At 72.0% G+C, this 21335-nt stretch carries 22 protein-coding genes and 1 pseudogene; 22 read left to right on the forward strand and 1 reads right to left on the reverse strand.

What is annotated here, in order from left to right; translation table 11 throughout:
* The first annotated feature begins 239 nt into the window (after positions 1–239).
* The 17 genes from ACFVWU_RS19580 to ACFVWU_RS19660 all read left to right on the forward strand — a co-directional run bounded on the left by ACFVWU_RS19580 (position 240) and on the right by ACFVWU_RS19660 (position 14818).
* Entirely contained in the window at positions 240–818 is a 579-nt protein-coding gene (locus ACFVWU_RS19580) for a hypothetical protein (protein ID WP_188307074.1), read from the forward strand.
* 355 nt (positions 819–1173) lie between these two features.
* Positions 1174–1602, forward strand: coding sequence for a 30S ribosomal protein S16 (gene rpsP, locus ACFVWU_RS19585; RefSeq protein ID WP_196946892.1), 429 nt, complete (start codon positions 1174–1176; stop codon positions 1600–1602).
* A 2-nt stretch (positions 1603–1604) separates the two neighbouring features.
* Positions 1605–1844, forward strand: a complete 240-nt coding sequence (locus ACFVWU_RS19590) for an RNA-binding protein (protein WP_030056773.1) — start codon at positions 1605–1607, stop codon at positions 1842–1844.
* Positions 1845–2013: 169 nt separating this feature from the next.
* Positions 2014–2652, forward strand: coding sequence for a ribosome maturation factor RimM (gene rimM, locus ACFVWU_RS19595; protein ID WP_387622294.1), 639 nt, complete (start codon positions 2014–2016; stop codon positions 2650–2652).
* A gap of 107 nt (positions 2653–2759) precedes the next feature.
* Positions 2760–3578 carry a tRNA (guanosine(37)-N1)-methyltransferase TrmD gene (gene trmD, locus ACFVWU_RS19600; protein ID WP_387622332.1) on the forward strand — a complete coding sequence of 273 codons (819 nt, stop codon included), beginning with the start codon at positions 2760–2762 and terminating at the stop codon, positions 3576–3578.
* 154 nt (positions 3579–3732) lie between these two features.
* Entirely contained in the window at positions 3733–4083 is a 351-nt protein-coding gene (rplS, locus tag ACFVWU_RS19605) for a 50S ribosomal protein L19 (RefSeq protein ID WP_063347674.1), read from the forward strand.
* Positions 4084–4334: 251 nt separating this feature from the next.
* Positions 4335–5108, forward strand: coding sequence for a signal peptidase I (gene lepB / locus ACFVWU_RS19610; RefSeq protein WP_387622297.1), 774 nt, complete (start codon positions 4335–4337; stop codon positions 5106–5108).
* Complete coding sequence (gene lepB, locus ACFVWU_RS19615; protein WP_387622335.1) at positions 5092–6033, forward strand: signal peptidase I; 942 nt, start codon at positions 5092–5094, stop codon at positions 6031–6033. Before lepB (ACFVWU_RS19610) ends, lepB (ACFVWU_RS19615) begins: the two co-directional genes overlap by 17 nt.
* A gap of 238 nt (positions 6034–6271) precedes the next feature.
* The gene (gene lepB / locus ACFVWU_RS19620) at positions 6272–7279 is read left to right on the forward strand and encodes a signal peptidase I (RefSeq protein WP_387622300.1); all 1008 of its coding nucleotides are present in this window, start codon (positions 6272–6274) and stop codon (positions 7277–7279) included.
* Positions 7280–7424: 145 nt separating this feature from the next.
* Complete coding sequence (gene lepB / locus ACFVWU_RS19625; RefSeq protein ID WP_387622303.1) at positions 7425–8180, forward strand: signal peptidase I; 756 nt, start codon at positions 7425–7427, stop codon at positions 8178–8180.
* A gap of 112 nt (positions 8181–8292) precedes the next feature.
* Entirely contained in the window at positions 8293–8766 is a 474-nt protein-coding gene (locus ACFVWU_RS19630) for an NUDIX hydrolase (RefSeq protein WP_387622305.1), read from the forward strand.
* A 55-nt stretch (positions 8767–8821) separates the two neighbouring features.
* A complete protein-coding gene (locus ACFVWU_RS19635; protein WP_030056781.1) occupies positions 8822–9148 on the forward strand; it encodes a DUF2469 domain-containing protein in 327 nt (108 codons plus the stop codon).
* Between the two features lie 182 nt (positions 9149–9330).
* Positions 9331–9819: a YraN family protein gene (locus ACFVWU_RS19640; RefSeq protein WP_387622337.1), complete on the forward strand. Its 489-nt coding sequence runs from the start codon at positions 9331–9333 to the stop codon at positions 9817–9819.
* A gap of 1 nt (position 9820) precedes the next feature.
* On the forward strand, positions 9821–11530 hold the full coding sequence (locus tag ACFVWU_RS19645; protein WP_387622308.1) for a YifB family Mg chelatase-like AAA ATPase: 1710 nt from the start codon (positions 9821–9823) through the stop codon (positions 11528–11530).
* On the forward strand, positions 11527–12804 hold the full coding sequence (gene dprA / locus ACFVWU_RS19650; protein ID WP_387622310.1) for a DNA-processing protein DprA: 1278 nt from the start codon (positions 11527–11529) through the stop codon (positions 12802–12804). Before ACFVWU_RS19645 ends, dprA begins: the two co-directional genes overlap by 4 nt.
* 336 nt (positions 12805–13140) lie before the next feature.
* Positions 13141–14121, forward strand: a complete 981-nt coding sequence (gene whiG / locus ACFVWU_RS19655; RefSeq protein WP_387622313.1) for an RNA polymerase sigma factor WhiG — start codon at positions 13141–13143, stop codon at positions 14119–14121.
* 112 nt (positions 14122–14233) lie between these two features.
* Entirely contained in the window at positions 14234–14818 is a 585-nt protein-coding gene (locus ACFVWU_RS19660) for a TetR/AcrR family transcriptional regulator (protein WP_387622340.1), read from the forward strand.
* Between the two features lie 180 nt (positions 14819–14998).
* Here ACFVWU_RS19660 and ACFVWU_RS19665 read toward each other — a convergent pair.
* Positions 14999–15544, reverse strand: a pseudogene (locus tag ACFVWU_RS19665) (peptidoglycan DD-metalloendopeptidase family protein); the annotation flags it as partial.
* Between the two features lie 586 nt (positions 15545–16130).
* Between ACFVWU_RS19665 and rpsB the strand changes: the two are divergent.
* The 5 genes from rpsB to ACFVWU_RS19690 all read left to right on the forward strand — a co-directional run bounded on the left by rpsB (position 16131) and on the right by ACFVWU_RS19690 (position 21244).
* Entirely contained in the window at positions 16131–16991 is an 861-nt protein-coding gene (gene rpsB / locus ACFVWU_RS19670; protein WP_387622316.1) for a 30S ribosomal protein S2, read from the forward strand.
* 129 nt (positions 16992–17120) lie between these two features.
* Positions 17121–17960 (forward strand): translation elongation factor Ts, encoded by an 840-nt coding sequence (gene tsf / locus ACFVWU_RS19675; protein WP_387622319.1) that lies wholly within the window; start codon positions 17121–17123, stop codon positions 17958–17960.
* Between the two features lie 261 nt (positions 17961–18221).
* Positions 18222–18986 carry a UMP kinase gene (gene pyrH, locus ACFVWU_RS19680; protein WP_030056790.1) on the forward strand — a complete coding sequence of 255 codons (765 nt, stop codon included), beginning with the start codon at positions 18222–18224 and terminating at the stop codon, positions 18984–18986.
* Between the two features lie 96 nt (positions 18987–19082).
* The gene (gene frr, locus ACFVWU_RS19685; RefSeq protein WP_380612700.1) at positions 19083–19640 is read left to right on the forward strand and encodes a ribosome recycling factor; all 558 of its coding nucleotides are present in this window, start codon (positions 19083–19085) and stop codon (positions 19638–19640) included.
* Positions 19641–19984: 344 nt separating this feature from the next.
* The gene (locus tag ACFVWU_RS19690) at positions 19985–21244 is read left to right on the forward strand and encodes a phosphatidate cytidylyltransferase (protein ID WP_387622323.1); all 1260 of its coding nucleotides are present in this window, start codon (positions 19985–19987) and stop codon (positions 21242–21244) included.
* The last annotated feature ends 91 nt before the right edge of the window (positions 21245–21335 follow it).

The raw sequence follows: 21335 nt of genomic DNA on the forward strand, positions 1-21335 counted from the left end.
GCCCTGTCAACTTCGGCGGGTCCACGGGCCGTACGTCCCTGGGGCGACAGCCCGCCCCTCGGACGGAATTCACGAGGCCCGCCGACTCTGCGACGGGCCGAAACCGGCAGGGGGTTGGTCTTGCGTCAGATCCGGAACGCGCAATTCGCGCACAGTCGCGCATTCCTGGGAGTTCCCTGGGAATTCCCGGAGAACGGGAACATGCGGAACATCGGCTCGCCCTGCATCGTTGGTCTAGCGTGAGCACGACACAGCCCCTCGTCCTCGCGGCCGAACTGGCCGCCGCCTGGAGTGACATCCAGGCCTACCACCAGGACCTCCCGGACCTGGCCTCGCCCGAGGCCCTGATCGGCGAGTCCTCCTCGGCCTGTGGCACGCGGCTCGGTTTCGAGCGGCTCCTCCACGAGGCTGCCCACGGTCTGGCCGCGGCCCGGGACATCCGGGACACCTCGCGCGCGGGCCGCTACCACAACCGGCGCTTCCTGATGCTCGCCTCCGAGCTGGGCCTGGCGCACCCGGTCGAGCCGCACGCGAGCAGCGGCTTCTCCCAGGTGACCATGCTCAAGGAGACGCAGGAGCGCTACGCCGAAACCATCGAGCGCCTGGACCGCGCCCTCGGCGCGCACCAGGAAGCGGTGGCCGGCGACGGCACCAACCGAGCCTTCCGCGGCCCGGCCGCCCGGCACGGGTCCTCCGGCGGCGGCGTCCGGGTCAAGGCGGTCTGCGGCTGCGGGCGCAACGTCCGGGTCGTGCCGTCCGTGCTGGCGCAGGCGTCCATCGTCTGCGGCGCGTGCCAGCAACCGTTCAAGATCGCGTAACCGGTCGGCCGGGACCGGTCGGCGACTGTGCGGGCAGTCGGTGCGACCGGGGTGATCGGACGATCGGAGTCGGTGAGTCTGTGGGCTGACCGGGAGCGGGGGCTCCCGGTCGAGCCCTGAATCGTGTGTTCCGGGCCTCGGGCGCCGCTGTCCCCGGCGGTCTGAGCAGCTCAGTCCGCGGAGGTCGGGTGAAGGCCGTCCTCGCCGGTATGGCAGAATGGACAGCTGAGTACTCGGCAGCCGGGCAGGACCCCTCTCTCCTACGGCTGGCGTGTCCCTTGAACGCCCCGCCCCCGCAACCCCACGCGGATGGCGAGGACGCTCACCCACGTCAACACCAGGAGAATCCACTCCCGTGGCAGTCAAGATCAAGCTGAAGCGTCTCGGCAAGATTCGCTCCCCGCACTACCGCATCGTCGTCGCCGACGCCCGCACCAAGCGTGACGGTCGCGCGATCGAGGAGATCGGCATCTACCAGCCGACCTACAACCCCTCGAAGATCGAGGTCGACAGCGACCGCGCGCAGTACTGGCTGTCCGTCGGCGCCCAGCCGACCGAGCCGGTGCTCGCCATCCTGAAGCTGACCGGCGACTGGCAGAAGTTCAAGGGCCTGCCGGCTCCGGAGCCGCTGAAGGTCGCCGAGCCGAAGGTCGAGGACTTCTCGCACCTGTTCGCCAAGGCCGTCGCCGGCTTCGAGGACGCCACCACCGGTGTCGCCATCACCCCGAAGGCCAAGAAGTCGGACAAGGCCGAGGCTGAGGCCGACGCCGCCGCCGAGGCCTGATCGTGATCGAGGACGCCCTCGACCACTTGGTGAAGGGCATCGTCGAGCACCCCGACGAGGTGCAGGTGCGCTCGCGCAACCTGCGTCGGGGCAACACCATCGAGGTGCGAGTGCACCCCGATGACCTCGGCAAGGTGATCGGCCGGGGCGGCCGCACGGCGCGCGCTCTGCGCACCGTGGTCGGCGCCCTCGGCGGTCGCAACGTCCGGGTCGACCTGGTCGACGTGGACAACATTCGCTGACGCAGCTGCTCGTTCAGCCGTCGGGCTTGAGGCCGACCGGGACGCATGTCGTCCCGGTCGGCCTTTTTTGCTGGCTCCCACGGCGCGTGTGCCACGCGCCGCCACGCGCCGGCTGCTCTGCTTACCTGTCTCTGCCCTCTCGCTCAGCAACTCCAGGAGAACGATCACCGTGCAGCTCGTCGTCGGCAGGATCGGCCGCGCCCACGGCATCAGGGGGGACGTCAGTGTCGAGGTCCGCACCGACGAGCCGGAACTCCGGCTCGGCCCCGGTGCCGTCCTGCTCACCGACCCGGCCTCGGCCGGACCGCTGACCATCGAGTCCGGCCGGGTGCACAGCGGCCGACTGCTGCTGCGCTTCGCCGGCGTCAAGGACCGCAACGCGGCCGAGGCGCTGCGGGGCACCCTGCTCATCTCCGAGGTCGACCCGGAGGAGCGGCCCGAGGACCCGGAGGAGTACTACGACCACCAGCTGATCGGCCTCGACGTGGTGCTGCTCGACGGCACCCCGGTCGGCGAGCTGACCGAGGTGGTCCACCTCCCGTACCAGGACCTGCTCACGGTGAAGAAGGCCGACGGGACGGAGGTGCTGGTGCCCTTCGTCAGCCAGATCGTGCCGACCATCGACCTGGAGAACCAGCGGGCCGTGATCACCCCGCCGGCCGGGCTGATCGACCCCGAGCAGGCCGAGGTCGCCGGTGCGGCGGCGGAGGCGCCGGCTGAGGAGTCGGCGGAGACGTCGGCGGCGCCCGGTGAGGCGGGCGGGGCCGGTGAGTCCGGTGATTCGGCGAAGTCGGGGGAGTCGGCGTGACCGCTGAGCAGACCCCCCAGGCCGACGGTCCGGGCGTCGTTCCCGATGCCGGTCAGGGCGCCGGTTCCGGCCTCGGCCGGGATGCCGCCGCGGGCGTTCAGTCCGGGATGCGGATCGACGTCGTCACGATCTTCCCCGAGTACCTGGAGCCGCTGAACATCTCGCTGGTCGGCAAGGCCCGCGCCCGCGGCCAGCTGGACGTGCACGTCCACGACCTGCGCGAGTGGACCCACGACGTGCACCGCACGGTGGACGACAGCCCGTACGGCGGCGGCCCCGGCATGGTGATGAAGCCCGAGCCGTGGGGCGAGGCGCTGGACGCGGTCGTCGCCGGCGGACCCGAAGGCGAGCTGCCCACGCTGGTCGTGCCCACGCCGAGCGGGCGCCCGTTCACCCAGGAGCTCGCCCAGGAGCTGGCCGGCCGCCCCTGGCTGGCGTTCACCCCCGCGCGGTACGAGGGCATCGACCGCCGGGTGATCGAGGAGGCGGCCACCCGGATGCCGGTGGTCGAGGCCTCGATCGGTGACTACGTGCTGGCCGGCGGCGAGGTCGCGGTGCTGGTGATGGTCGAGGCGATCGCCCGGCTGCTGCCCGGCGTGCTCGGCAACGCCGAGTCCCACCGGGACGACTCCTTCGCCCCCGGCGCGATGGCCGACCTGCTGGAGGGCCCGGTCTTCACCAAGCCCGCCGAGTGGCGCGGCCGGACCGTGCCGGACGTGCTGCTCAGCGGCAACCACGGCAAGATCGCCCGTTGGCGCCGGGAGCAGGCCTTCGCCCGCACCCTGGCCAACCGGCCCGACCTGGTCGAGCGCTGGCAGTACGGGGCCTTCGACAAGAAGGACCGCCAGGCGCTCAGCGTTCTGGGCCTGGCCTGGGACGAGGGGCTCGGCCGATTTCGGTCCGTGGCCGGTGGTGTGGAAGAATAGGCGGCTGCTGTCTGTCGCTGGTCCCCTCCCGTAGGGGGCACGTGGACCGGCGCCCCCGCCACGGGGGGATCGCCGTCAGCCGACGCGGCCCGCAGCAGACCCCATTGTGACGAACTTCCGTGGGCGGCCCGTGGCGCCTGCGATGGAGAGCAACATGAGCAACAAGCTCGCTGCTGTCGACGCGGCCTCGCTGCGTAGCGACATCCCGGCCTTCCGCGCCGGTGACACCCTGAAGGTCCACGTCCGGGTCATCGAGGGCAACCGCTCCCGTGTCCAGGTCTTCCAGGGCGTCGTCATCCGCCGCCACGGCGCCGGCGTCGGTGAGACCTTCACCGTCCGCAAGGTCAGCTTCAACGTCGGCGTGGAGCGCACCTTCCCGGTGCACACCCCGGTCGTCGAGAAGATCGAGGTCGTGACCCGCGGTGCGGTTCGCCGCGCCAAGCTGTACTACCTGCGTGACCTCCGCGGCAAGGCCGCGAAGATCAAGGAGAAGCGCGACCGCTGATCCACCGGCCCCCGGCCACCCCGGGGGATCGGAACGCTCTGAAGGACCGGGCGGCCGCAAGGTAAGCTCAGCCCCCGATGAGCACGCACGAACCACCCGCGGACCGCGACGGCAGTCCCGCACCCTCCGGTGCGGACTCGCTGTCGCGGTCCGCGGGTGTTTCCCGGGGTGTTTCGGGGGAGGGTTCCGCGGCGGTTTCTGCTGTGGGTGTGGGTGCGGGCGCCGGTGCGGACGCCGGTGTCGGTGCCGGCGTGGGTGCCGGTGTCCTCGCTGAGGAGCCGCGCGAGGGCGAGGAGCCGCACGAGAATGAGGAGCCGCGCGACGGTGAGGAGCCGGACGAGGGGTCCGGGCACTCGCGGTCGCGGGACCTGTTGCTGTTGGTCGGGATCTGCCTGGCGGCCGTGCTCCTGGTGAACGCCTTCGTCGCGCGTCCGTTCACGGTGCCCTCCGGCTCGATGGAGAACACCCTGCGGCCCGGCGACCGGCTGATCGCCAACCAACTCGCCTACGCCTTCGGCGGCCACCCCCAGCGGGGCGATGTCGTGGTCTTCGACGGGACGGGCTCCTTCCTCCCCGAGTCGGCCGAGCAGCCGGGCTTCTGGGACAACCTTCGTTCGCTCGGCCGGGACCTCGGGCTCGCCCCGGCCGGGGACACGGTCTACGTCAAGCGCGTGATCGGAGTCGCCGGGGACCGGGTGACCAGCACCGGCCCGGGCAAGCCGATCACCGTCAACGGCGTGCCGGTCGACGAGACCTCCTACCTGGACCCGGGCGACCAGCCGTCCGACGTGGCCTTCGACATCGTGGTGCCGGCCGGCAAGCTGTTCGTGCTGGGCGACCACCGGAGCGCCTCCCGGGACTCCCGCGACCACCTCGGCGAGCCCGGCGGCGGCTTCGTGCCCGAGGACAAGGTGATCGGCCGGGCGGACTGGCTGGTCTACCCGTTCTCGCGCTGGACCGGTCTGGACCGGCCTGCGGCCTTCGCCGCGATTGCGGGGACGGGTGGTCATGGGGACCAGAGGTAGGGGGCGGGTCGCCGACCACCCGGCCACGGAGCCGGGTGACACCGGACCGGGCGGCGCCGGGCCCGACCCTGCCCCGCCGGTCCGCGGCCGCGCCGAGCGCCGCCGCAGCGCCCGACGCGCGGCCCGTCGGCGCAAGCGCTCGCTGCTGCGCGAGTTCCCGCTGATCATCCTGGTGGCGCTGCTGGTGGCGCTGGTGATGAAGACCTTCCTGATCCAGGTGTTCGTGATCCCCTCGGGCTCGATGGAGCAGACCATCCAGGTCGGGGACCGGGTGCTGGTGGACAAGTTGACCCCCTGGTTCGGCAGTGAGCCGCAGCGCGGCGATGTGGTGGTGTTCAAGGACCCGGGCGGCTGGCTCGAGAACGATCACAAGCCGTCCGACGACGGTCCGGTGCTGGGCGCGGCCAAACACGTGCTGACCTTCGTCGGGTTGTTGCCGTCCGACAACGAGCAGGACCTGATCAAGCGCGTCATCGGTGTCGGCGGGGACACCGTCGAGTGCTGCGACCCGCAGGGCCGGCTCAGCGTCAACGGCCGCGCGGTGGCGGAGCCGTACCTCGCGTCGGGTAACCCGCCGTCCCGGCAGCCCTTCAAGGTGACGGTGCCGAAGGGGCGCCTGTGGGTCATGGGTGACCACCGCGACGTCTCCGCCGACTCCCGCTTCCACATGGGCAATCCGGGACAGGGGACCATCCCGCTGAGCGGTGTGGTCGGTCGCGCGTTCGTGATCGCCTGGCCGCTGGACCGCTTCCATCAACTCGATGAGCCGAGTTCACTCGCCTCTCTTGCCGGGGCTTCGCCGCCCGGCGGAACTGCGCCGAAATCGATGGGCGTTGGGCCGGTTCCAATGCAACCTCCGCTCGTTATGGGTTTGTTGGGCATCCTGCCGCTCGTCATTCGCCGACCGGGGCGGCCTCCCGAGTGAGTCGCTCCGGCCGTTGAACGGCCGGGCCGCGCGTGTGGAACCGTGAGCCGGATGCCTTGGAGTGATAGAGAAGTGCAGGTGCGGCCGGGATCCCGGCTGTGCGCCGAGGCCGCGTTGGTGTCAGGGGAGCCCGTTGTGGGCAGCCCTGATGCGTTCATGGCCGTGGCGAGCGTGGTGCCCGCTGTGCGGCACTCTGAGCGCGGGCGCGCGGGCGTCCGCACAGCAGGGAGGAGACGTTGTGGGGGATTTGGTGATCGGTGCCCGTTCGGGCGCCGGGGAACCCGAGCGCCCGGGCGGTGGCCGGGTGACCCGGTCCGCCGATTCCTCGGCGTCCTCGGCCGCGGTCGATGACACGACCGCTCAGACCGCCGACGAGCACGGCACCGGACCGGAGGACTCCTCGGAGCCCCTGCGGCGGGGGACCGAGTCGGCGGAGGAGTCGGAGTCGGAGGCTCCGGCCAAGCCGCACAAGCAGCGGTCCTTCCTGAAGGAGCTGCCGATCCTGATCGGCATCGCGCTGATCCTCGCGCTGGTGATCAAGACCTTCTTCGTCCAGGCGTTCTCCATTCCGTCGGAGTCGATGCAGAACACTCTGCAGGTCGGCGACCGCGTCCTGGTGGACAAGCTGACCCCCTGGTTCGGGGCCGAGCCTGAGCGCGGTGAGGTCGTGGTGTTCCACGACCCGGGCGGCTGGCTGAACGACGAGCCGTCCCAGCGGAGCAGCAACTCCTTCGTCCGGGGCTTCCAGGACGTGCTCAGCTTCATCGGCCTGATGCCCTCCACCAATGAGAAGGACCTGATCAAGCGCGTCATCGCGGTCGGCGGGGACACCGTCGAGTGCAAGGGCGACGGGCCGGTCATGGTGAACGGCGTCGCGCTCGACGAGCCGTACATCTACCAGGGCAACACCCCCTGCGGGACTCAGCCCTTCGGCCCGGTGAGGGTGCCGAGCGGTCGGATCTGGGTGATGGGAGACCACCGCGCGGACTCGCTGGACTCCCGTTTCCACATGGACCAGCCGGGCGGCGGGGCCGTGCCGGTGGACAACGTGATCGGGCGTGCCTTCGTGGTGGCCTGGCCGATCGACCACTGGTCCACGCTGCCGGTGCCGGACACCTTCGACCAGAAGGACTTGGCGGAGACCTTGCCGATGGCGCCTCCCGCGGCTGGTGTGGTGGGTGCCGTCGCCCTGGTTCCGGTGGTGCGTCGGGTCCGGGCCCGGGCGGACCGCCGGAAGGAGTCCTGAGCTCCACCGGGTCGTCTCCAGCTCTTGCGCGGGCCGTGGTACCGACGAGTAATCTGCTCGGACGTGCCACGGCCCGTCGGCGTTCGCGCCCGAGCCACCGGCGTGCCAGTGGTGTTCTCCGGTCGGCCTGAGGTGGACGGTGTCGATGAGCAGTGTCGTGGAACAGCCGGCCGACCTTCCGGCCACTCCCGCCCCAGCGCGGCGCGGGCCCGCCGCGGTGCTGCAGGGCATCGCGCTCGCGCTCGGGCTGGTGCTGATGATCGGCGGCTTCGCCCTCATCGCGATCGACTACCGGCCGTACAAGGTTCCCACCGCCTCGATGTCCCCGGCCCTCCAGGCCGGGGACACCGTGCTCGCCCGGAAGGTGGGCGGCGGTGCCATCGGCCGGGGCGACGTGGTGGTCTTCCGCGACCAGGCCTGGGGCGGGGAACTCATGGTCAAGCGGGTGGTCGCGGTCGGCGGGGACACCGTCGCCACCACTGACAGTGACCGCCGGCTGACGGTCAACGGCCGGCCGGTGGAGGAGCCCTACCTCGCGACCCAGGGCCGCCAGGGCGAGTCGTTCAGTGCGACGGTGCCGCAGGGACGGTTGTTCCTGCTCGGCGACAACCGGGTCGGCTCGCTCGACTCCCGCACCCACCTGGAGGTCGAGGGCGGGACCATCCCGACCACCGAGGTCGAGGCCAGGGTCGAGGCCATACTGCAGCCGTTCGGCAGGATGGGCCTGCTCGACCGCACCACGGCCTTCGACTCCTTCGTGGGCCCCAAGGCCGGCGAGCCCGGGCCGCTGGAACCGGCCGCCTACGCCAGCGTTGCGGGCGCGGCGCTGATCGTCGTGACCTCGGCGGTGGGCGGGGTGGCGGGCCTGGCCCGCAGAATTCGCCGGGGGCGCAGCTCCTGAGCGCGGCCGGCGCCGGCCGGGCCGCTCTGCCGAACATCGCCCCGGACGGACGCGTCGGGTGGCAGGATCGATAGCGCCACCGATGCGTACGGAAGGAGCGTGGAGCGCTGCCATGACAGCACAGCGTCGCCGGGCGGCACGGATCCTGCTGCTGGACGGGCTGGACCGCATCCTCCTCTTCCTGGGCGCCGATCCGGCCGTGCCCGGGGAGACGTGGTGGTTCACGCCCGGGGGCGGGCTGGAGGCGGGGGAGGACGTGCGCGAGGCGGCCGAACGGGAACTCGCGGAGGAGACCGGCTTGCGGAGTGTGGACCTGGGGCCCTTGGTGGCGTACGGCACGGTGTCGTTCTCCTTCCAGGGACAGCGCTACGAGCAGGAGCAGTGGTTCCACCTGGCCCGCACCACGGAGACGGGTCTGGACCACTCGGGTATGGGCGAGGACGAACACGCCCAGTTGCTCGCGGCGCGCTGGTGGACGGTCGAGGAACTGAGGGGGACCGCCGAGACGGTCTATCCGGCCGGACTGGTGGACTTCCTCGGGCGGCTGCTGGCAGAGGGCCCGCCGGTCGATCCGGTACGGCTCTGAGCGTGGGTGCGGTGGTCCACAATGGGTGGACGTGACAAGTTGAGGGGACGCCTGGATGAGTGCCGAAGATCTCGAGAAGTACGAGACCGAGATGGAGCTCAAGCTCTACCGGGAGTACCGGGACGTCGTCGGCCTGTTCAAGTACGTGATCGAGACCGAGCGACGGTTCTACCTCACCAATGACTACGAGCTGCAGGTGCACTCGGTCCAGGGCGAGGTGTTCTTCGAGGTGTCGATGGCGGATGCGTGGGTCTGGGACATGTACCGGCCGGCCCGGTTCGTCCGCAAGGTCCGGGTGCTGACCTTCAAGGACGTGAACATCGAGGAACTCGCGAAGAGCGATCTGGAGCTGCCCTCGGACGAGTCCGGCTTCGGGAACTGACGTTGGACGACTCCGTCCCGCGTTGTCCAGCCGAATTTCGCGCGACGGGGGCTTCTCACCCCTGCGGGTGACAAAGTTATCCACAGGGCCGAGTTATCCACAGGGTCGGGGAATTCTCCGGCTTCGTCGCGCACGGTGGTGCAGCCTCCTCGGCGGAGGTGGTCACCGTGCAGAACACCGTCGTGCAGGACCAGGCCGTACCGAAAGCGGCCGCAGCCGGGGCGGGCACCGGGAAGAGCCCGGACCGCAACACCAAGAACGGGCTCGGCCGCTACGGGGAGCGGGTCGCCGCCCGCCGCCTCGCGGAGGCCGGGCTCCGCATTCTGGACCGCAACTGGCGCTGCGTCGAGGGCGAGCTGGACATCGTCGCCCTCGACGGCGACACCGTCGCGGTCTGCGAGGTGAAGACCCGCTCCGAGCGGGGCTTCCAACAACCCAGCGAGGCCATCGGCCGGGCCAAGGCCGCCCGGCTGCAACGCCTGGCCGAGCGCTGGATGGCCGAACGCTGGCCAGGCCACTTCGCCCGGCTCGCCGGGCCCGGGTACGACCCCGGGCCGGCCGATCCGCAATGGCCGCCCGCTCCACCGGGCGGGGTGCGGATCGACCTGGTGGCCGTGGTCAACCGGGCGCGGGGTGCGGCCCTGGTCGACCACCTGCGGGGGGTGGTCTGAGATGGCCTTCGCCCGAACGTGTTCCGTCGCGCTGGTCGGGGTCGACGGAGTGATCGTCGAGGTCCAGGCCGATCTGGAGCCCGGGGTGGCCGCGTTCACCCTGGTCGGCCTGCCCGACAAGGCACTCACCGAGGCCCGCGACAGAGTCCGCGCCGCGGTCTGCAACAGCGGGGAGGCCTGGCCGCAGCGCAAGCTGACCGTCGGCCTCAGCCCCGCCTCGGTGCCCAAGAGCGGCAGCGGTTTCGACCTCGCGGTGGCCTGCGCCGTGCTGGCCGCCGCCGAGCGGCTCGACCCGTCCTCCATCGCCGATCTGCTGCTCATCGGCGAGCTGGGGCTGGACGGCCGGGTGCGGCCGGTCCGCGGGGTGCTGCCGTCGGTGCTGGCCGCCGCCGACGCCGGGTACGAGCGGGTGGTGGTCGCCGAGCAGACCGCGCCCGAGGCCTCGCTCGTCCCCGGGGTGACGGTGATCGGCGTCCGCAGCCTGCGCCAGCTGGTCGCCGTCCTGACCGGGGCGACGGAGCCGGAGGAGCCGCCCGCCCCGATCGGCGGCCGACCGGATCCGCTGGTGGCCGGCCTGATGCTGCCCAGCGCCTGCGTGCGGGGCCTGCCCGACGACAGGGCGTTCCGCCTCGACATGGCCGACGTGGCCGGCCAGTACGAGGCCCGGCGGGCGTTGGAGATCGCCGCCGCAGGGGGACACCACCTCTACTTGAAGGGGCCGCCGGGTGCGGGCAAGACGATGCTGGCGGAGCGGCTGCCCTCGCTGCTCCCTCCGCTGACCCAGAAGGAGGCGTTGGAGGTCACCGCCGTCCACTCGGTGGCGGGCCTGCTCCCGGCCGGGCGTCCACTGATCGACACCGCGCCTTACTGCGCCCCGCACCACTCCACCACGATGCCCGCGATCGTCGGCGGCGGCAGCGGCCTGCCGAGACCGGGGGCGGTCTCACTGGCGCATCGGGGCGTGCTCTTTCTGGACGAGGCACCGGAGTTCCCGGTGCGGGTGCTCGACGCGCTGCGCCAGCCGCTGGAGTCGGGTGAGGTGGTGATCGCCCGCTCGGCCGGATCGCTCCGGCTCCCGGCCCGGTTCCTCCTCTGCCTGGCCGCCAACCCCTGCCCGTGCGGCCGGTATTCACGGCGGGGCGAGGGCTGCGAGTGCACGCCCGCGATGGTCAGCAGGTACCAAGGGCGGCTCTCCGGCCCGCTGTTGGACCGGGTCGACCTCCAGGTCCAGGTCGCCCCGGTGACCAGGGTCGAGCTGATGGAACGGGACGTCACGGCGGAGAGCACCGAGACCGTCGCGGCCCGGGTGCTGGCCGCGCGGGAGCGGGCGGCGGCCCGGCTGGAGCACACCCCGTGGCGGACCAACGCGGAGGTGCCGGGCCATGAACTGCGCACCCGCTGGCAGCTCGCGCCCGGCGCACTCAACGATGCCGCGCGCCAGTTGGAGCGCGGCCTGCTGACCGCCCGGGGCCTGGACCGGGTGCTCCGGGTCGCCTGGACGGTCGCCGATCTGGCCGGCCGCGACCGGCCGGACCAGCGGGACGTGCGCACCGCCCTGGTCATGCGCACCGGGGTCGAGCAGGGCCTGCCGCTGACCGAACGCCCCTTCGGCCGGCTCCGGGGCATCCCGGCCCAGCGCCGGAGCGGCCCGGACGACGACTGGCCGCAGGAGCGGGAGCAACCCTCGGCGAAGGAGGAGGGCACGGCATGAACCGGCTGTTGAGGACCCCTCAAGTACCCCGCACGGCCAAGGCCGGCAACGGAGCCGTGCCGGAGACCGTGGCAGCGCCGGAGGCCGGAGCCGCGCTGGACACCGCAGCCGCGGCCAGCACCGTGGCGGAGCCCGACGCCACTGCCGTCCCCGAGCCGGAGCGTCTCGCCCGCGTCCTGCTCAACCGGCTGAGCGAACCGGGGGACGCGGTGGTCGGCCGCTGGCTCGGCCAGCTCTCCGCCGTGGAGGTGGTGCGGGCGATCCGGGCGGGTACCGTCCCCGACCACCCCGGGCTGGACGCGGCCCGGCTGGCCGCCTACCAGGCTCGACTGCCTGGCCTCGACCCGGTGGGCGACCTGAAACGAGTACGAGCCGTCGGTGGACGCTTCATCATTCCGGGGGACACGGAATGGCCCAGTCAACTGGACGACCTCGGCGACGGACGCCCGATCGGGCTGTGGACCAGCGGCACCGGATCACTGCGGCTGCTCGCCCTGCGCTCGGTGGCGGTGGTGGGCTCCCGGGCCTGCACGGCCTACGGCGCCCACGTCGCGGGGGAGCTGTCGGCCCAGCTGGCGGAGCGCGGGTGGGTGGTGGTCTCCGGAGCCGCCTACGGGATCGACGCGGCCGCCCACCGAGGGGCGCTCGCCGTCGATGGGATGACGATCGCCGTGCTCGCCTGCGGGGTCGACGTGGCCTACCCGAAGGGGAACGCCGAACTGATCCGGCGGATCGGCGTCCAGGGGCTGCTGGTCAGCGAACTCCCGCCGGGGGAGCACCCGACCCGGTTCCGCTTCGTGCTCCGCAACCGGGTCATCGCGGCGCTCACCCGGGGCACCGTGGTGGTCGAGGCGGCCGTGCGCAGCGGAGCTCTCAGTACGGCCAGACGGGCGCGGGACCTCAACCGCCACACCATGGGCGTGGCCGGCCCGGTCACCTCGGAGCTCTCCGCCGGGGTGCACGCCCTGATTCGCAGCGGCAGCGCCACCCTGGTCACCGACGCGGCCGAGATCACCGAGCTGATCGGGGCGATCGGGGAGGACCTGGCGCCGCAGCGCAGTGGTCCGGTGCTGCCACGGGACCTGCTGGAGCCCGCGGTGGCCAGGGTGCTGGAGGCCGTCCCGGCCACGGCGGAGGGTGCCCCGGTCGAGCGGCTGGCCCGTCAGTCCGGGCTCTCGCCGGACGAAGTCCTTCAGCGGCTCTACGAGTTGACCTCGCTCGGTTTCGTGGAGCGGCACGGTGCGCACTGGCGTGTGGTGCGGAGAAGGGGGTGACCGTCGGGAAGGAGAACGCACGTGCGCCTGGGGAGGGCGCGCCGGGACGGCCCGGCTGACCTGCTGATCCGGTTCTTCCGCTCGTGTGGCCGGATCCGGTGGGCGAACGCCACCGGATCGGGGGACCACCGAGTGGCGGTAGCGCTTTGCAGTGAGTTGGTCACGCTACGCTCCACCTGCCTTCCCTATCAGCACATGACTCGGCAGAACGGCGCAGACCAACGTATGCCCACACACATTCCCGGACACAGAGTGACCGGTGGCGCTCGGTCCTCGGGAGGGCCGCGGACCGAGCGGCGACCGGCGACCGAGTTCCCGTCCAAGTCGGCGGGGACGATGGGAGGACTGTCGCGCCAGGGCGGCCGGCCGACGGTGGTGCCAGGCCAGCCCGCGGACGCGGCCCGCGACACCGAACCGGCCCACGTAAACAGGGCGGCCGGTGAAGAGGGCGCGCCAAGCGGCGCGATCGCCGACCGCGCGCCCCGCCCGCCCGGCAGCGCCCCCACCCCGGACGCCACCTCCCCGCCGGGCGCCGCCTCCCCGCCCGGCACCCCGGGGCGCAGCGCGCTCGAAGAGCTCTGGCGCTGCTACAAGGAGACCGGCGATCAGCGACTGCGCGAGCAGCTGATCCTGCACTACTCACCACTCGTCAAGTACGTCGCGGGCCGGGTCGGGGTCGGCCTGCCCTCCAATGTCGAGCAGGCCGACTTCGTCTCCTCCGGGGTCTTCGGGCTGATCGACGCGATCGAGAAGTTCGACATCGACCGCGCCATCAAGTTCGAGACCTACGCGATCAGCCGCATTCGCGGCGCGATCATCGACGAACTGCGCGCCCTCGACTGGATCCCCCGCTCCGTGCGGCAGAAGGCGAAGGCCGTCGAACGGACGTACGCGACGCTGGAGGCCCGGCTGCGCCGGACGCCGCACGATCCCGAGGTCGCGGCCGAGATGGGCATCGCGATCGAGGACCTACACGCGATCTTCAGCCAGCTGTCGCTCGCCAACGTGGTGGCCCTGGACGAGCTGCTGCACCCGGTCGGCGAGGGCGGTGACCGACTGAGCCTGATGGACACCCTGGAGGACCACGGCGCGGACGACCCGGTCGAGGTGGCCGAGGACCGCGAGCTGCGCAGGCTGCTGGCCCAGGCGGTCAACACCCTCCCCGAGCGGGAGAAGACCGTGGTGACCCTCTACTACTACGAGGGACTCACCCTCGCCGAGATCGGACAGGTGCTGGGGGTGACGGAGAGCCGGGTGAGCCAGATCCACACCAAGTCCGTCCTCCAGCTGCGCGCCAAGCTCTCGGACGTTCGGTAGCGCACGGCGGATCCACCCGGCGGGTCGGCACCTCGTCCGAACGCGCGGCACCGTATCGGCCGCAGGTATGGCTCCGTACAGTGGGGGCGTGCCGAAGATCCGAGCGGCCACGGTGGCCGAGCATCGCCAGCTGCAGCGGGCAGCCCTCCTCGACGCTGCCCGCACCCTGCTCACCGAGGGCGGCATGGAGGCCCTGACCTTTCCCGCGCTCGCGGCGCGCACCGGGCTGGCGCGCTCCTCGGTCTACGAGTACTTCCGCTCCCGCGCCGCCGTGGTCGAGGCGCTCTGCGAGGTGGACTTCCCGCTCTGGGCGGCCGAGATCGAGGCCGGGATGGAGAGCTGCGACACCGCGGCCGAGCGGATCGAGGCGTATGTCCGGGGCCAGCTGGCGCTGGCCGCCGACCCGAGGCACCGCGCGGTCGTGGCGATCTCGGCGCTGGAGCTCGACGAGGCCGCGCGCGAGCGCATCCGGGCGGCGCACGGTCGACTGGTCGGCCCGGTCGTCCAGGCGCTGGAGGACCTCGGCCACGAGCAGCCCCGGCTTGCCGCGGCGCTGCTCCAGGGGGTCGTGGAGGCGGCCGTCCGCCGGGCCGAGCAGTTGGCGGCCGGGGACCGCGCGGGCCGCCAGGCCGAGACCCCCGAGGCGATCGCCGACGCCGCCGTCGCCTTGGCGCTGCACGGTCTCGCCCGCGCCTGAGCCACCGGCCGCGCCTGAGCCGCCACCCACGACGGGGCCCCCACCCACGACAGGGCCCCCACCCACGACGGGGCCGCCCGCAGCGGGCCCGTGCAACCCGGAGCCATCCGCCCGCCCGGCCCCGCCCAGCGGCAGCAGTCGCGCCGCGCCGACGCCGAGCAGGGCCAGCGGATCGAGGTAGCGGCTGCCGCGCAGCAGCCCCCAGTGCAGGCAGTCCCGTGCACCGCAGTGCCGCCCACCCGGGGCGAGCTGCCCGATGACCTGCCCGGCGGCCACCGCGGTGCCGACCGGGACGGTGCCGGTGACGGGCAGGTAGGTGGTCCGTAGCGGCGGAGTCCCCGAGCCCGGGTGGGTGACGGTCAGCACCGGCCGCCCGGCCACCAGCCCGGAGAACGCGACCACCCCGTCGGCCGCGGCCCGCACCTCCGCCCCGGGCACGGCGGCGAGGTCCACTCCCCGGTGCCCGGCCGCCCAGGGCTTCGCCGGCGGCTCGAACCGCCCCAGCACCCCACTGGGCCCGCCCGTCGGCCAGGCCCGAGCCTCCGCACCGTGGCCGGCCACGACATCCGGGCTGGCCGCCCCGGGCGTGGCGGCCGCCGCCCCCACACCACCCGGCCACCCGAGTACCAGTGCCGCCACCACGGCCAGCACCAGTACCACCCCGCCGAACACGGCAAGCACGGTGAACGCGGCGGACACCCCTCGAACCCCACTGAGCCCAGTCATGCCCCGAGGCTGATCCCACCTCCGCCCCCACACCACCCCGTTTCGGATTCCTGTGGACAAACCGCCCCCGCCCCCGACCGCCGTCCCCCCAACGGGTGTACGGGCGCCGCCATCCGGTGTACAAACGGCATGCGAGCACGGAACCGGGGGCAGGCAGCCGACCGGAGCGCACCCGGCCCGCACTGCTCTCCCGCCGGTGCGGACCCGCCGCTGAGGACCCGCCGGTCGCAGCCGTTCCCAGGCCTCTCCCGGGCCCTCCGTCGCTCGCGAAGTCGCTCGCCCCTCGGCGCTTCCCGTACACTTCACACGCGACCCGGTCCACCGGGTCGACTTCGCACGCCCCGCCACCGGTGGTCGGACGCGGTTCTTCCGCGGCCCCGCCAGGTGCGAGTGCCGCTCGGTCCGCCGAGCCCGACCGGTCCCCGGACCGGGCGGGTAAGCGGCTCGGCACGATCGGGGCGTCAGGCGTGGCTGTCACCTGGCCGCCACGGACAAAACCGAGCCTGACCTGGCCGCAGGCGGTTGCCCGACGGGAAAACCTCACGGGAACGCCGCAGCCGGGCCGTAACACCTGAGGAGCACGGCAATGGCCGTCGTCACGATGCGGGAGCTGCTGGAGAGCGGCGTCCACTTCGGTCACCAGACCCGCCGCTGGAACCCGAAGATGAAGCGCTTCATCATCACCGAGCGCAACGGCATCTACATCATCGACCTGCTGCAGTCGCTGAACTACATCGACCGCGCCTTCGAGTTCATCAAGGAGACCGTTGCCCACGGCGGCAGCGTCCTCTTCGTCGGTACGAAGAAGCAGGCCCAGGAGGCCATCGCCGAGCAGGCCACCCGCGTGGGCATGCCCTACGTGAACCAGCGCTGGCTCGGCGGCATGCTGACCAACTTCTCGACCGTCTACAAGCGTCTGCAGCGCCTGAAGGAGCTCGGCGAGCTGGACTTCTCGGACGTGGCCGGCTCCGGCCTGACCAAGAAGGAGCTCCTGGTCCTCCAGCGCGAGCACGACAAGCTGGAGAAGACCCTCGGCGGTATCCGCGACATGCAGCGCGTTCCCAGCGCTGTCTGGATCGTGGACACCAAGAAGGAGCACATCGCGGTCGGCGAGGCCCGCAAGCTCAACATCCCGGTCGTCGCCATCCTCGACACCAACTGTGACCCGGACGAGGTCGACTACAAGATCCCGGGCAACGACGACGCGATCCGCTCCGTCACCCTGCTGACCCGCGTGATCGCCGACGCCGTGGCCGAGGGCCTGAAGGCCCGCGCCGGTGTCGCCAAGGGCGACGCCAAGGCCGAGCCGGGTGCCGACCAGCCGCTGGCCGACTGGGAGAAGGACCTCATCGAGGGCGAGAAGAAGGCCGAGGAGGCCCCCGCCGCCGCCGAGGCTCCGGCCGCCGCCGAGGCTCCGGCCGCTGAGGCTCCGGCCGAGCAGGCCTGACGCACCAAGGGTGAGGGGTGCCCGCCGGTGCGACACCGGTAGGTACCCCTCTCTCCCGCGCCGGGGCCGAACCATCGGTCCCGGCGCATCCCCACGCAGACACGCGAGACGCGAGAAGAGATTCACACCATGGCGAACTTCACCGCCGCGGACGTCAAGAAGCTCCGTGAGCTCACCGGCGCCGGCATGATGGACTGCAAGAAGGCCCTGGACGAGGCCGAGGGCAACGTCGAGAAGGCCGTCGAGCTCCTGCGCATCAAGGGCCAGAAGGGTGTTGCCAAGCGCGAGGGCCGTGACGCCTCCAACGGCGCCGTCGCCGCGCTGATCGCCGAGGACAAGAAGTCCGGCGTTCTGGTCGAGCTGAACTGCGAGACCGACTTCGTCGCCAAGGGTGACAACTTCGTCCAGGTCGCCGACGCGATCGCCGCCCACGTCGCCAAGACCGCCCCGGCCGACCTGGACGCCGCCCTGGCTTCCGAGATCGAGGCCGGCAAGACCGTCCAGCAGTTCGTGGACGAGGCCAACGCGACCCTGGGCGAGAAGATCGTCTTCCGTCGCTTCGCCCAGTTCGACGGTGACGGCTTCGTCGCGGTCTACCTGCACAAGACCAGCCCCGACCTGCCGCCGGCCGTCGGCGTCCTGGTCGAGCTGGACAAGGAGAACGCCGAGGTCGCCAAGGACGTCGCGCAGCACATCGCCGCGTTCGCGCCGAAGTTCCTCTCCCGTGAGGACATCCCGGCCGAGGAGCTCGAGAACGAGCGCCGCGTCGCCGAGGCCACCGCTCGCGAGGAGGGCAAGCCGGAGGCCGCCCTGCCGAAGATCGTCGAGGGTCGCGTCACCGGCTTCGTGAAGGAGAACTCCGTCCTGGAGCAGGCCTTCGCGAAGGACAACAAGAAGACCGTCGCCAAGGTCCTCGAGGAGAACGGCGTCGCCCTCAAGCGCTTCGCCCGCTTCCGCGTCGGCGCCTGAGCCACGTTCCACCTGGTCCCAGCCCCCTTTAGGCTGGGAACCGCCCCCGCCCGCTGACCAGGGCGGGCGGAACGCCGAACGGGCTCACCCAGCGCCAACCGTCCATGGGCGGGCCGCTTCGGCACCATGAACGACGAGGAGGCCATTGCCGTGCAGGACACCGAACCGGTTCCCGCGGCAGTGGCCTCCTCGCGTGTACGCGCAGGCCGGGTATCCGCACACCCAGGCCTGTGAGCCAGCAGGTGCAAAAAGGAGAAGTCCATGCAGGAGACGCAGGAGACCGCGCAGGACCCCAAGGCGGGCTCGCGCCGCCGGGTGCTGCTCAAGCTGTCCGGTGAAGCCTTCGCCGGTGGCGGCGGGCTCGGCGTCGACCCGGACGTCGTGCACGCGATCGCCCGGGAGATCGCCACGGTCGTCCGCGCCGGTACCGAGGTCGCGGTGGTCATCGGCGGCGGCAACTTCTTCCGGGGCGCCGAGCTGCAGGTCCGCGGGATGGACCGGGCCCGTTCGGACTACATGGGCATGCTCGGCACCGTGATGAACTGCCTGGCGCTGCAGGACTTCCTGGTCAAGGAGGGCATCGAGACCCGGGTCCAGACCGCCATCACCATGGGCCAGGTGGCCGAGCCGTACCTGCCGCTGCGGGCCGTCCGGCACCTGGAGAAGGGCCGTGTGGTGATCTTCGGTGCCGGTATGGGCATGCCGTACTTCTCGACCGACACCACGGCCGTCCAGCGCGCCCTGGAGATCCACGCCGACGTCCTGCTGATGGGCAAGAACGGCGTGGACGGCGTCTACGACTCCGACCCGCGGACCAACCCGGACGCGGTGAAGTTCGACGCGCTGGAGTACTCCGAGGTCATCGCGCGCGACCTCAAGGTCGCCGACCTCACCGCGATCACGCTGTGCAAGGACAACAACCTCCCGATGCTGGTCTTCGAACTGCTGGCGGAGGGCAATATCGCGCGTGCGGTGAAGAGTGAGAAGATCGGCACACTCATCAGCCAGGATTCCGTCCGGGCCTGAGCAGCAACCAGCCGTACGGGACGGCGTCCGCCGCGACCGGCCCCGATGCCGACACCGGTCGGGACAACAGCAGATGAACCGGACAGGGAGACCACAGTGATCGACGAGATCATCCTCGAGGCCGAGGAGAAGATGGAGAAGGCCGTCAACGTCGCCAAGGACGACCTTGCGGCCATCCGAACCGGCCGTGCCCACCCGGCGATGTTCGCCAAGATCGTCGCCGAGTACTACGGCGCCGTGACGCCGATCAACCAGCTGGCCTCGTTCTCGGTGCCGGAGCCCCGGATGGCGGTCGTCTCGCCGTTCGACAAGACCGCGCTGAAGGCCATCGAGCAGGCGATCCGCGACTCCGACCTGGGCGTCAACCCGTCGAACGACGGCTCCATCATCCGAGTGGTGCTGCCCGAGCTCACCGAGGAGCGCCGCCGGGAGTTCATCAAGATCGCCCGTACCAAGGGCGAGGACGCCAAGGTCTCGATCCGTTCGGTGCGCCGCAAGGCCAAGGACGCCATCGACAAGCTGGTGAAGGACGGCGAGGTCGGCGAGGACGACGGCCGCCGCGCCGAGAAGGAGCTCGACGACCTCACGGCCAAGTACGTGGCCCAGGTCGACGTGCTGCTGAAGCACAAGGAATCCGAGCTGCTCGAGGTCTGATGAACGACGCCCCTGACGCCCCTGGCTACTGGGGCCCGTCCGACCAGCAGTTCCAGCCCTACCGCCCGGCGCCGCAGCCGCAGGCACCCCGGCCGTCGGCCCAGCCGACGCCGGGGTACGGCGAGCACCCGGCGCCGGTCCAGGGACAGCCCGTCCAGGGACAGCCCGTTCCGGGGCATGCCGCTCCGGGACCCGCCGTCCCCGGGCACCCCGCCCAGGCACATCCCGGCCAGGCCGCCCACCAGGGCGGGCCGGGCGCTGTCCCGGGTGGCCCCGCCCTCCGTTCGGATCAGTCGCAGCAGCCTCCGGTGTACTGGGGCGGAGACGCGGAGGACACTCAGGTCATGCCTCCCGTACCGGCCGATCCCGGCCCGCACCCCGGTGTGCCCGGCCACGGCCCCGCCCAGGGCCGGCCGGCACCGCACCCCGGGCGGGCGACCCCCGGTCAGCACGCGGCGTACGGTCAGCCGGCGGTCCCCGGCCAGCCGGCCGACCCCGGCGCGGGCCCGGCCCGGGAGGCCGGCCGGCTGAGCGGCGGCCCGTTGTTCCGGGACGGGCAGCCCGAGACGGCGCCGCCGGGCGTGACGGAGACGGTCGTGCTGCGCGCGATAACCGACGACGTCACCCCCGCCCCCGGCCCCGGCGCCCAGCCGTACCCGGGGGCTCCGGTGCATCCCGCGCCGCCGCAGCGCCACCAGGCGGCCGGGCAGCCCCACTTCGTGCCGTCGTCCCACCCAGGGCAGGAGACACCCGTGGCCGCCCAGCCCGCCCCGCAACCGGAGCCGCGCAAGCAGCGCGGTGGCCGTAACCTCCAGGCCGCCATAGGCGTGGGGGTGGGCCTCGGCGCGGTGATCGTCGCCTCGCTGTTCGTGGTCAAGGCGCTGTTCCTGGTGGTCGTGATGGCCGCGGTGGCGGTCGGCAGCTGGGAGCTGACGTCCCGGCTCGCCGAGCGCAAGCAGATCAAGGCGCCGCTGGTCCCGCTGGTGGTGGGCGGCGTCGCGATGGTCGCCACCGGCTACTGGGCCGGGGTCGAGTGGGCCGCCGCCTCGCTGGCGCTGACCGGGCTGGCGGTGATGGTCTGGCGGATGGCCGCACCGCCGGAGAACTACCTGCGGGACATAACGGCGGGTGTGTTCACCGCCTTCTACGTGCCGTTCCTGGCCACCTTCGTGGCGATGATGCTGGCGGCCGACGACGGCCCCCAGCGGATCGTGCTCTTCCTGATCGTCACGATCTGCAGTGACACCGGCGCCTACGCCGTGGGCTACAAGTTCGGCAAGAACAAGCTGGCTCCGACGATCAGCCCCGGCAAGACCCGCGAGGGCCTGGCCGGCGGCATCGGCCTGTCGATGCTGGCGGGCGCCCTGCTGATGCAGCTGATCATCGACGGCGGCAGCTGGTGGCAGGGCCTGATCCTGGGCGGCTGCGCGGCGGTCACCGCGACCCTGGGGGACCTGGGCGAGTCGATGATCAAGCGCGACCTCGGGATCAAGGACATGGGCACGCTGCTGCCCGGCCACGGCGGCATCATGGACCGGCTGGACTCGCTCCTGCCGACCGCCCCGGTGGTCTGGCTGCTGCTCGCCGCCTTCGTCGGCAGCTAGTGCTGCTCCGCGGAAGTTCGTGGAGGGGTGTTGATTAGATGGCCAGTCCACTGAGGTAGAGGTCGCCCGCGCAGTCGAGGGCTTCTTCCGG

The sequence above is a fragment of the Kitasatospora sp. NPDC058190 genome (assembly GCF_042883685.1).
Lineage (GTDB): Bacteria > Actinomycetota > Actinomycetes > Streptomycetales > Streptomycetaceae > Kitasatospora.

Bases quoted from the DNA above. Each gene is read 5' to 3' on its own strand.
- trmD (WP_387622332.1), top strand. From the start codon at position 2,760: ATGCGGATCGACGTCGTCACGATCTTCCCCGAGTACCTGGAGCCGCTG.
- rplS (WP_063347674.1), top strand. From the start codon at position 3,733: ATGAGCAACAAGCTCGCTGCTGTCGACGCGGCCTCGCTGCGTAGCGAC.
- lepB (WP_387622335.1), top strand. From the start codon at position 5,092: ATGGGGACCAGAGGTAGGGGGCGGGTCGCCGACCACCCGGCCACGGAG.
- lepB (WP_387622303.1), top strand. From the start codon at position 7,425: ATGAGCAGTGTCGTGGAACAGCCGGCCGACCTTCCGGCCACTCCCGCC.
- ACFVWU_RS19630 (WP_387622305.1), top strand. From the start codon at position 8,293: ATGACAGCACAGCGTCGCCGGGCGGCACGGATCCTGCTGCTGGACGGG.
- ACFVWU_RS19635 (WP_030056781.1), top strand. From the start codon at position 8,822: ATGAGTGCCGAAGATCTCGAGAAGTACGAGACCGAGATGGAGCTCAAG.
- ACFVWU_RS19645 (WP_387622308.1), top strand. From the start codon at position 9,821: ATGGCCTTCGCCCGAACGTGTTCCGTCGCGCTGGTCGGGGTCGACGGA.
- dprA (WP_387622310.1), top strand. From the start codon at position 11,527: ATGAACCGGCTGTTGAGGACCCCTCAAGTACCCCGCACGGCCAAGGCC.
- whiG (WP_387622313.1), top strand. From the start codon at position 13,141: ATGGGAGGACTGTCGCGCCAGGGCGGCCGGCCGACGGTGGTGCCAGGC.
- rpsB (WP_387622316.1), top strand. From the start codon at position 16,131: ATGGCCGTCGTCACGATGCGGGAGCTGCTGGAGAGCGGCGTCCACTTC.
- tsf (WP_387622319.1), top strand. From the start codon at position 17,121: ATGGCGAACTTCACCGCCGCGGACGTCAAGAAGCTCCGTGAGCTCACC.
- pyrH (WP_030056790.1), top strand. From the start codon at position 18,222: ATGCAGGAGACGCAGGAGACCGCGCAGGACCCCAAGGCGGGCTCGCGC.
- ACFVWU_RS19690 (WP_387622323.1), top strand. From the start codon at position 19,985: ATGCCTCCCGTACCGGCCGATCCCGGCCCGCACCCCGGTGTGCCCGGC.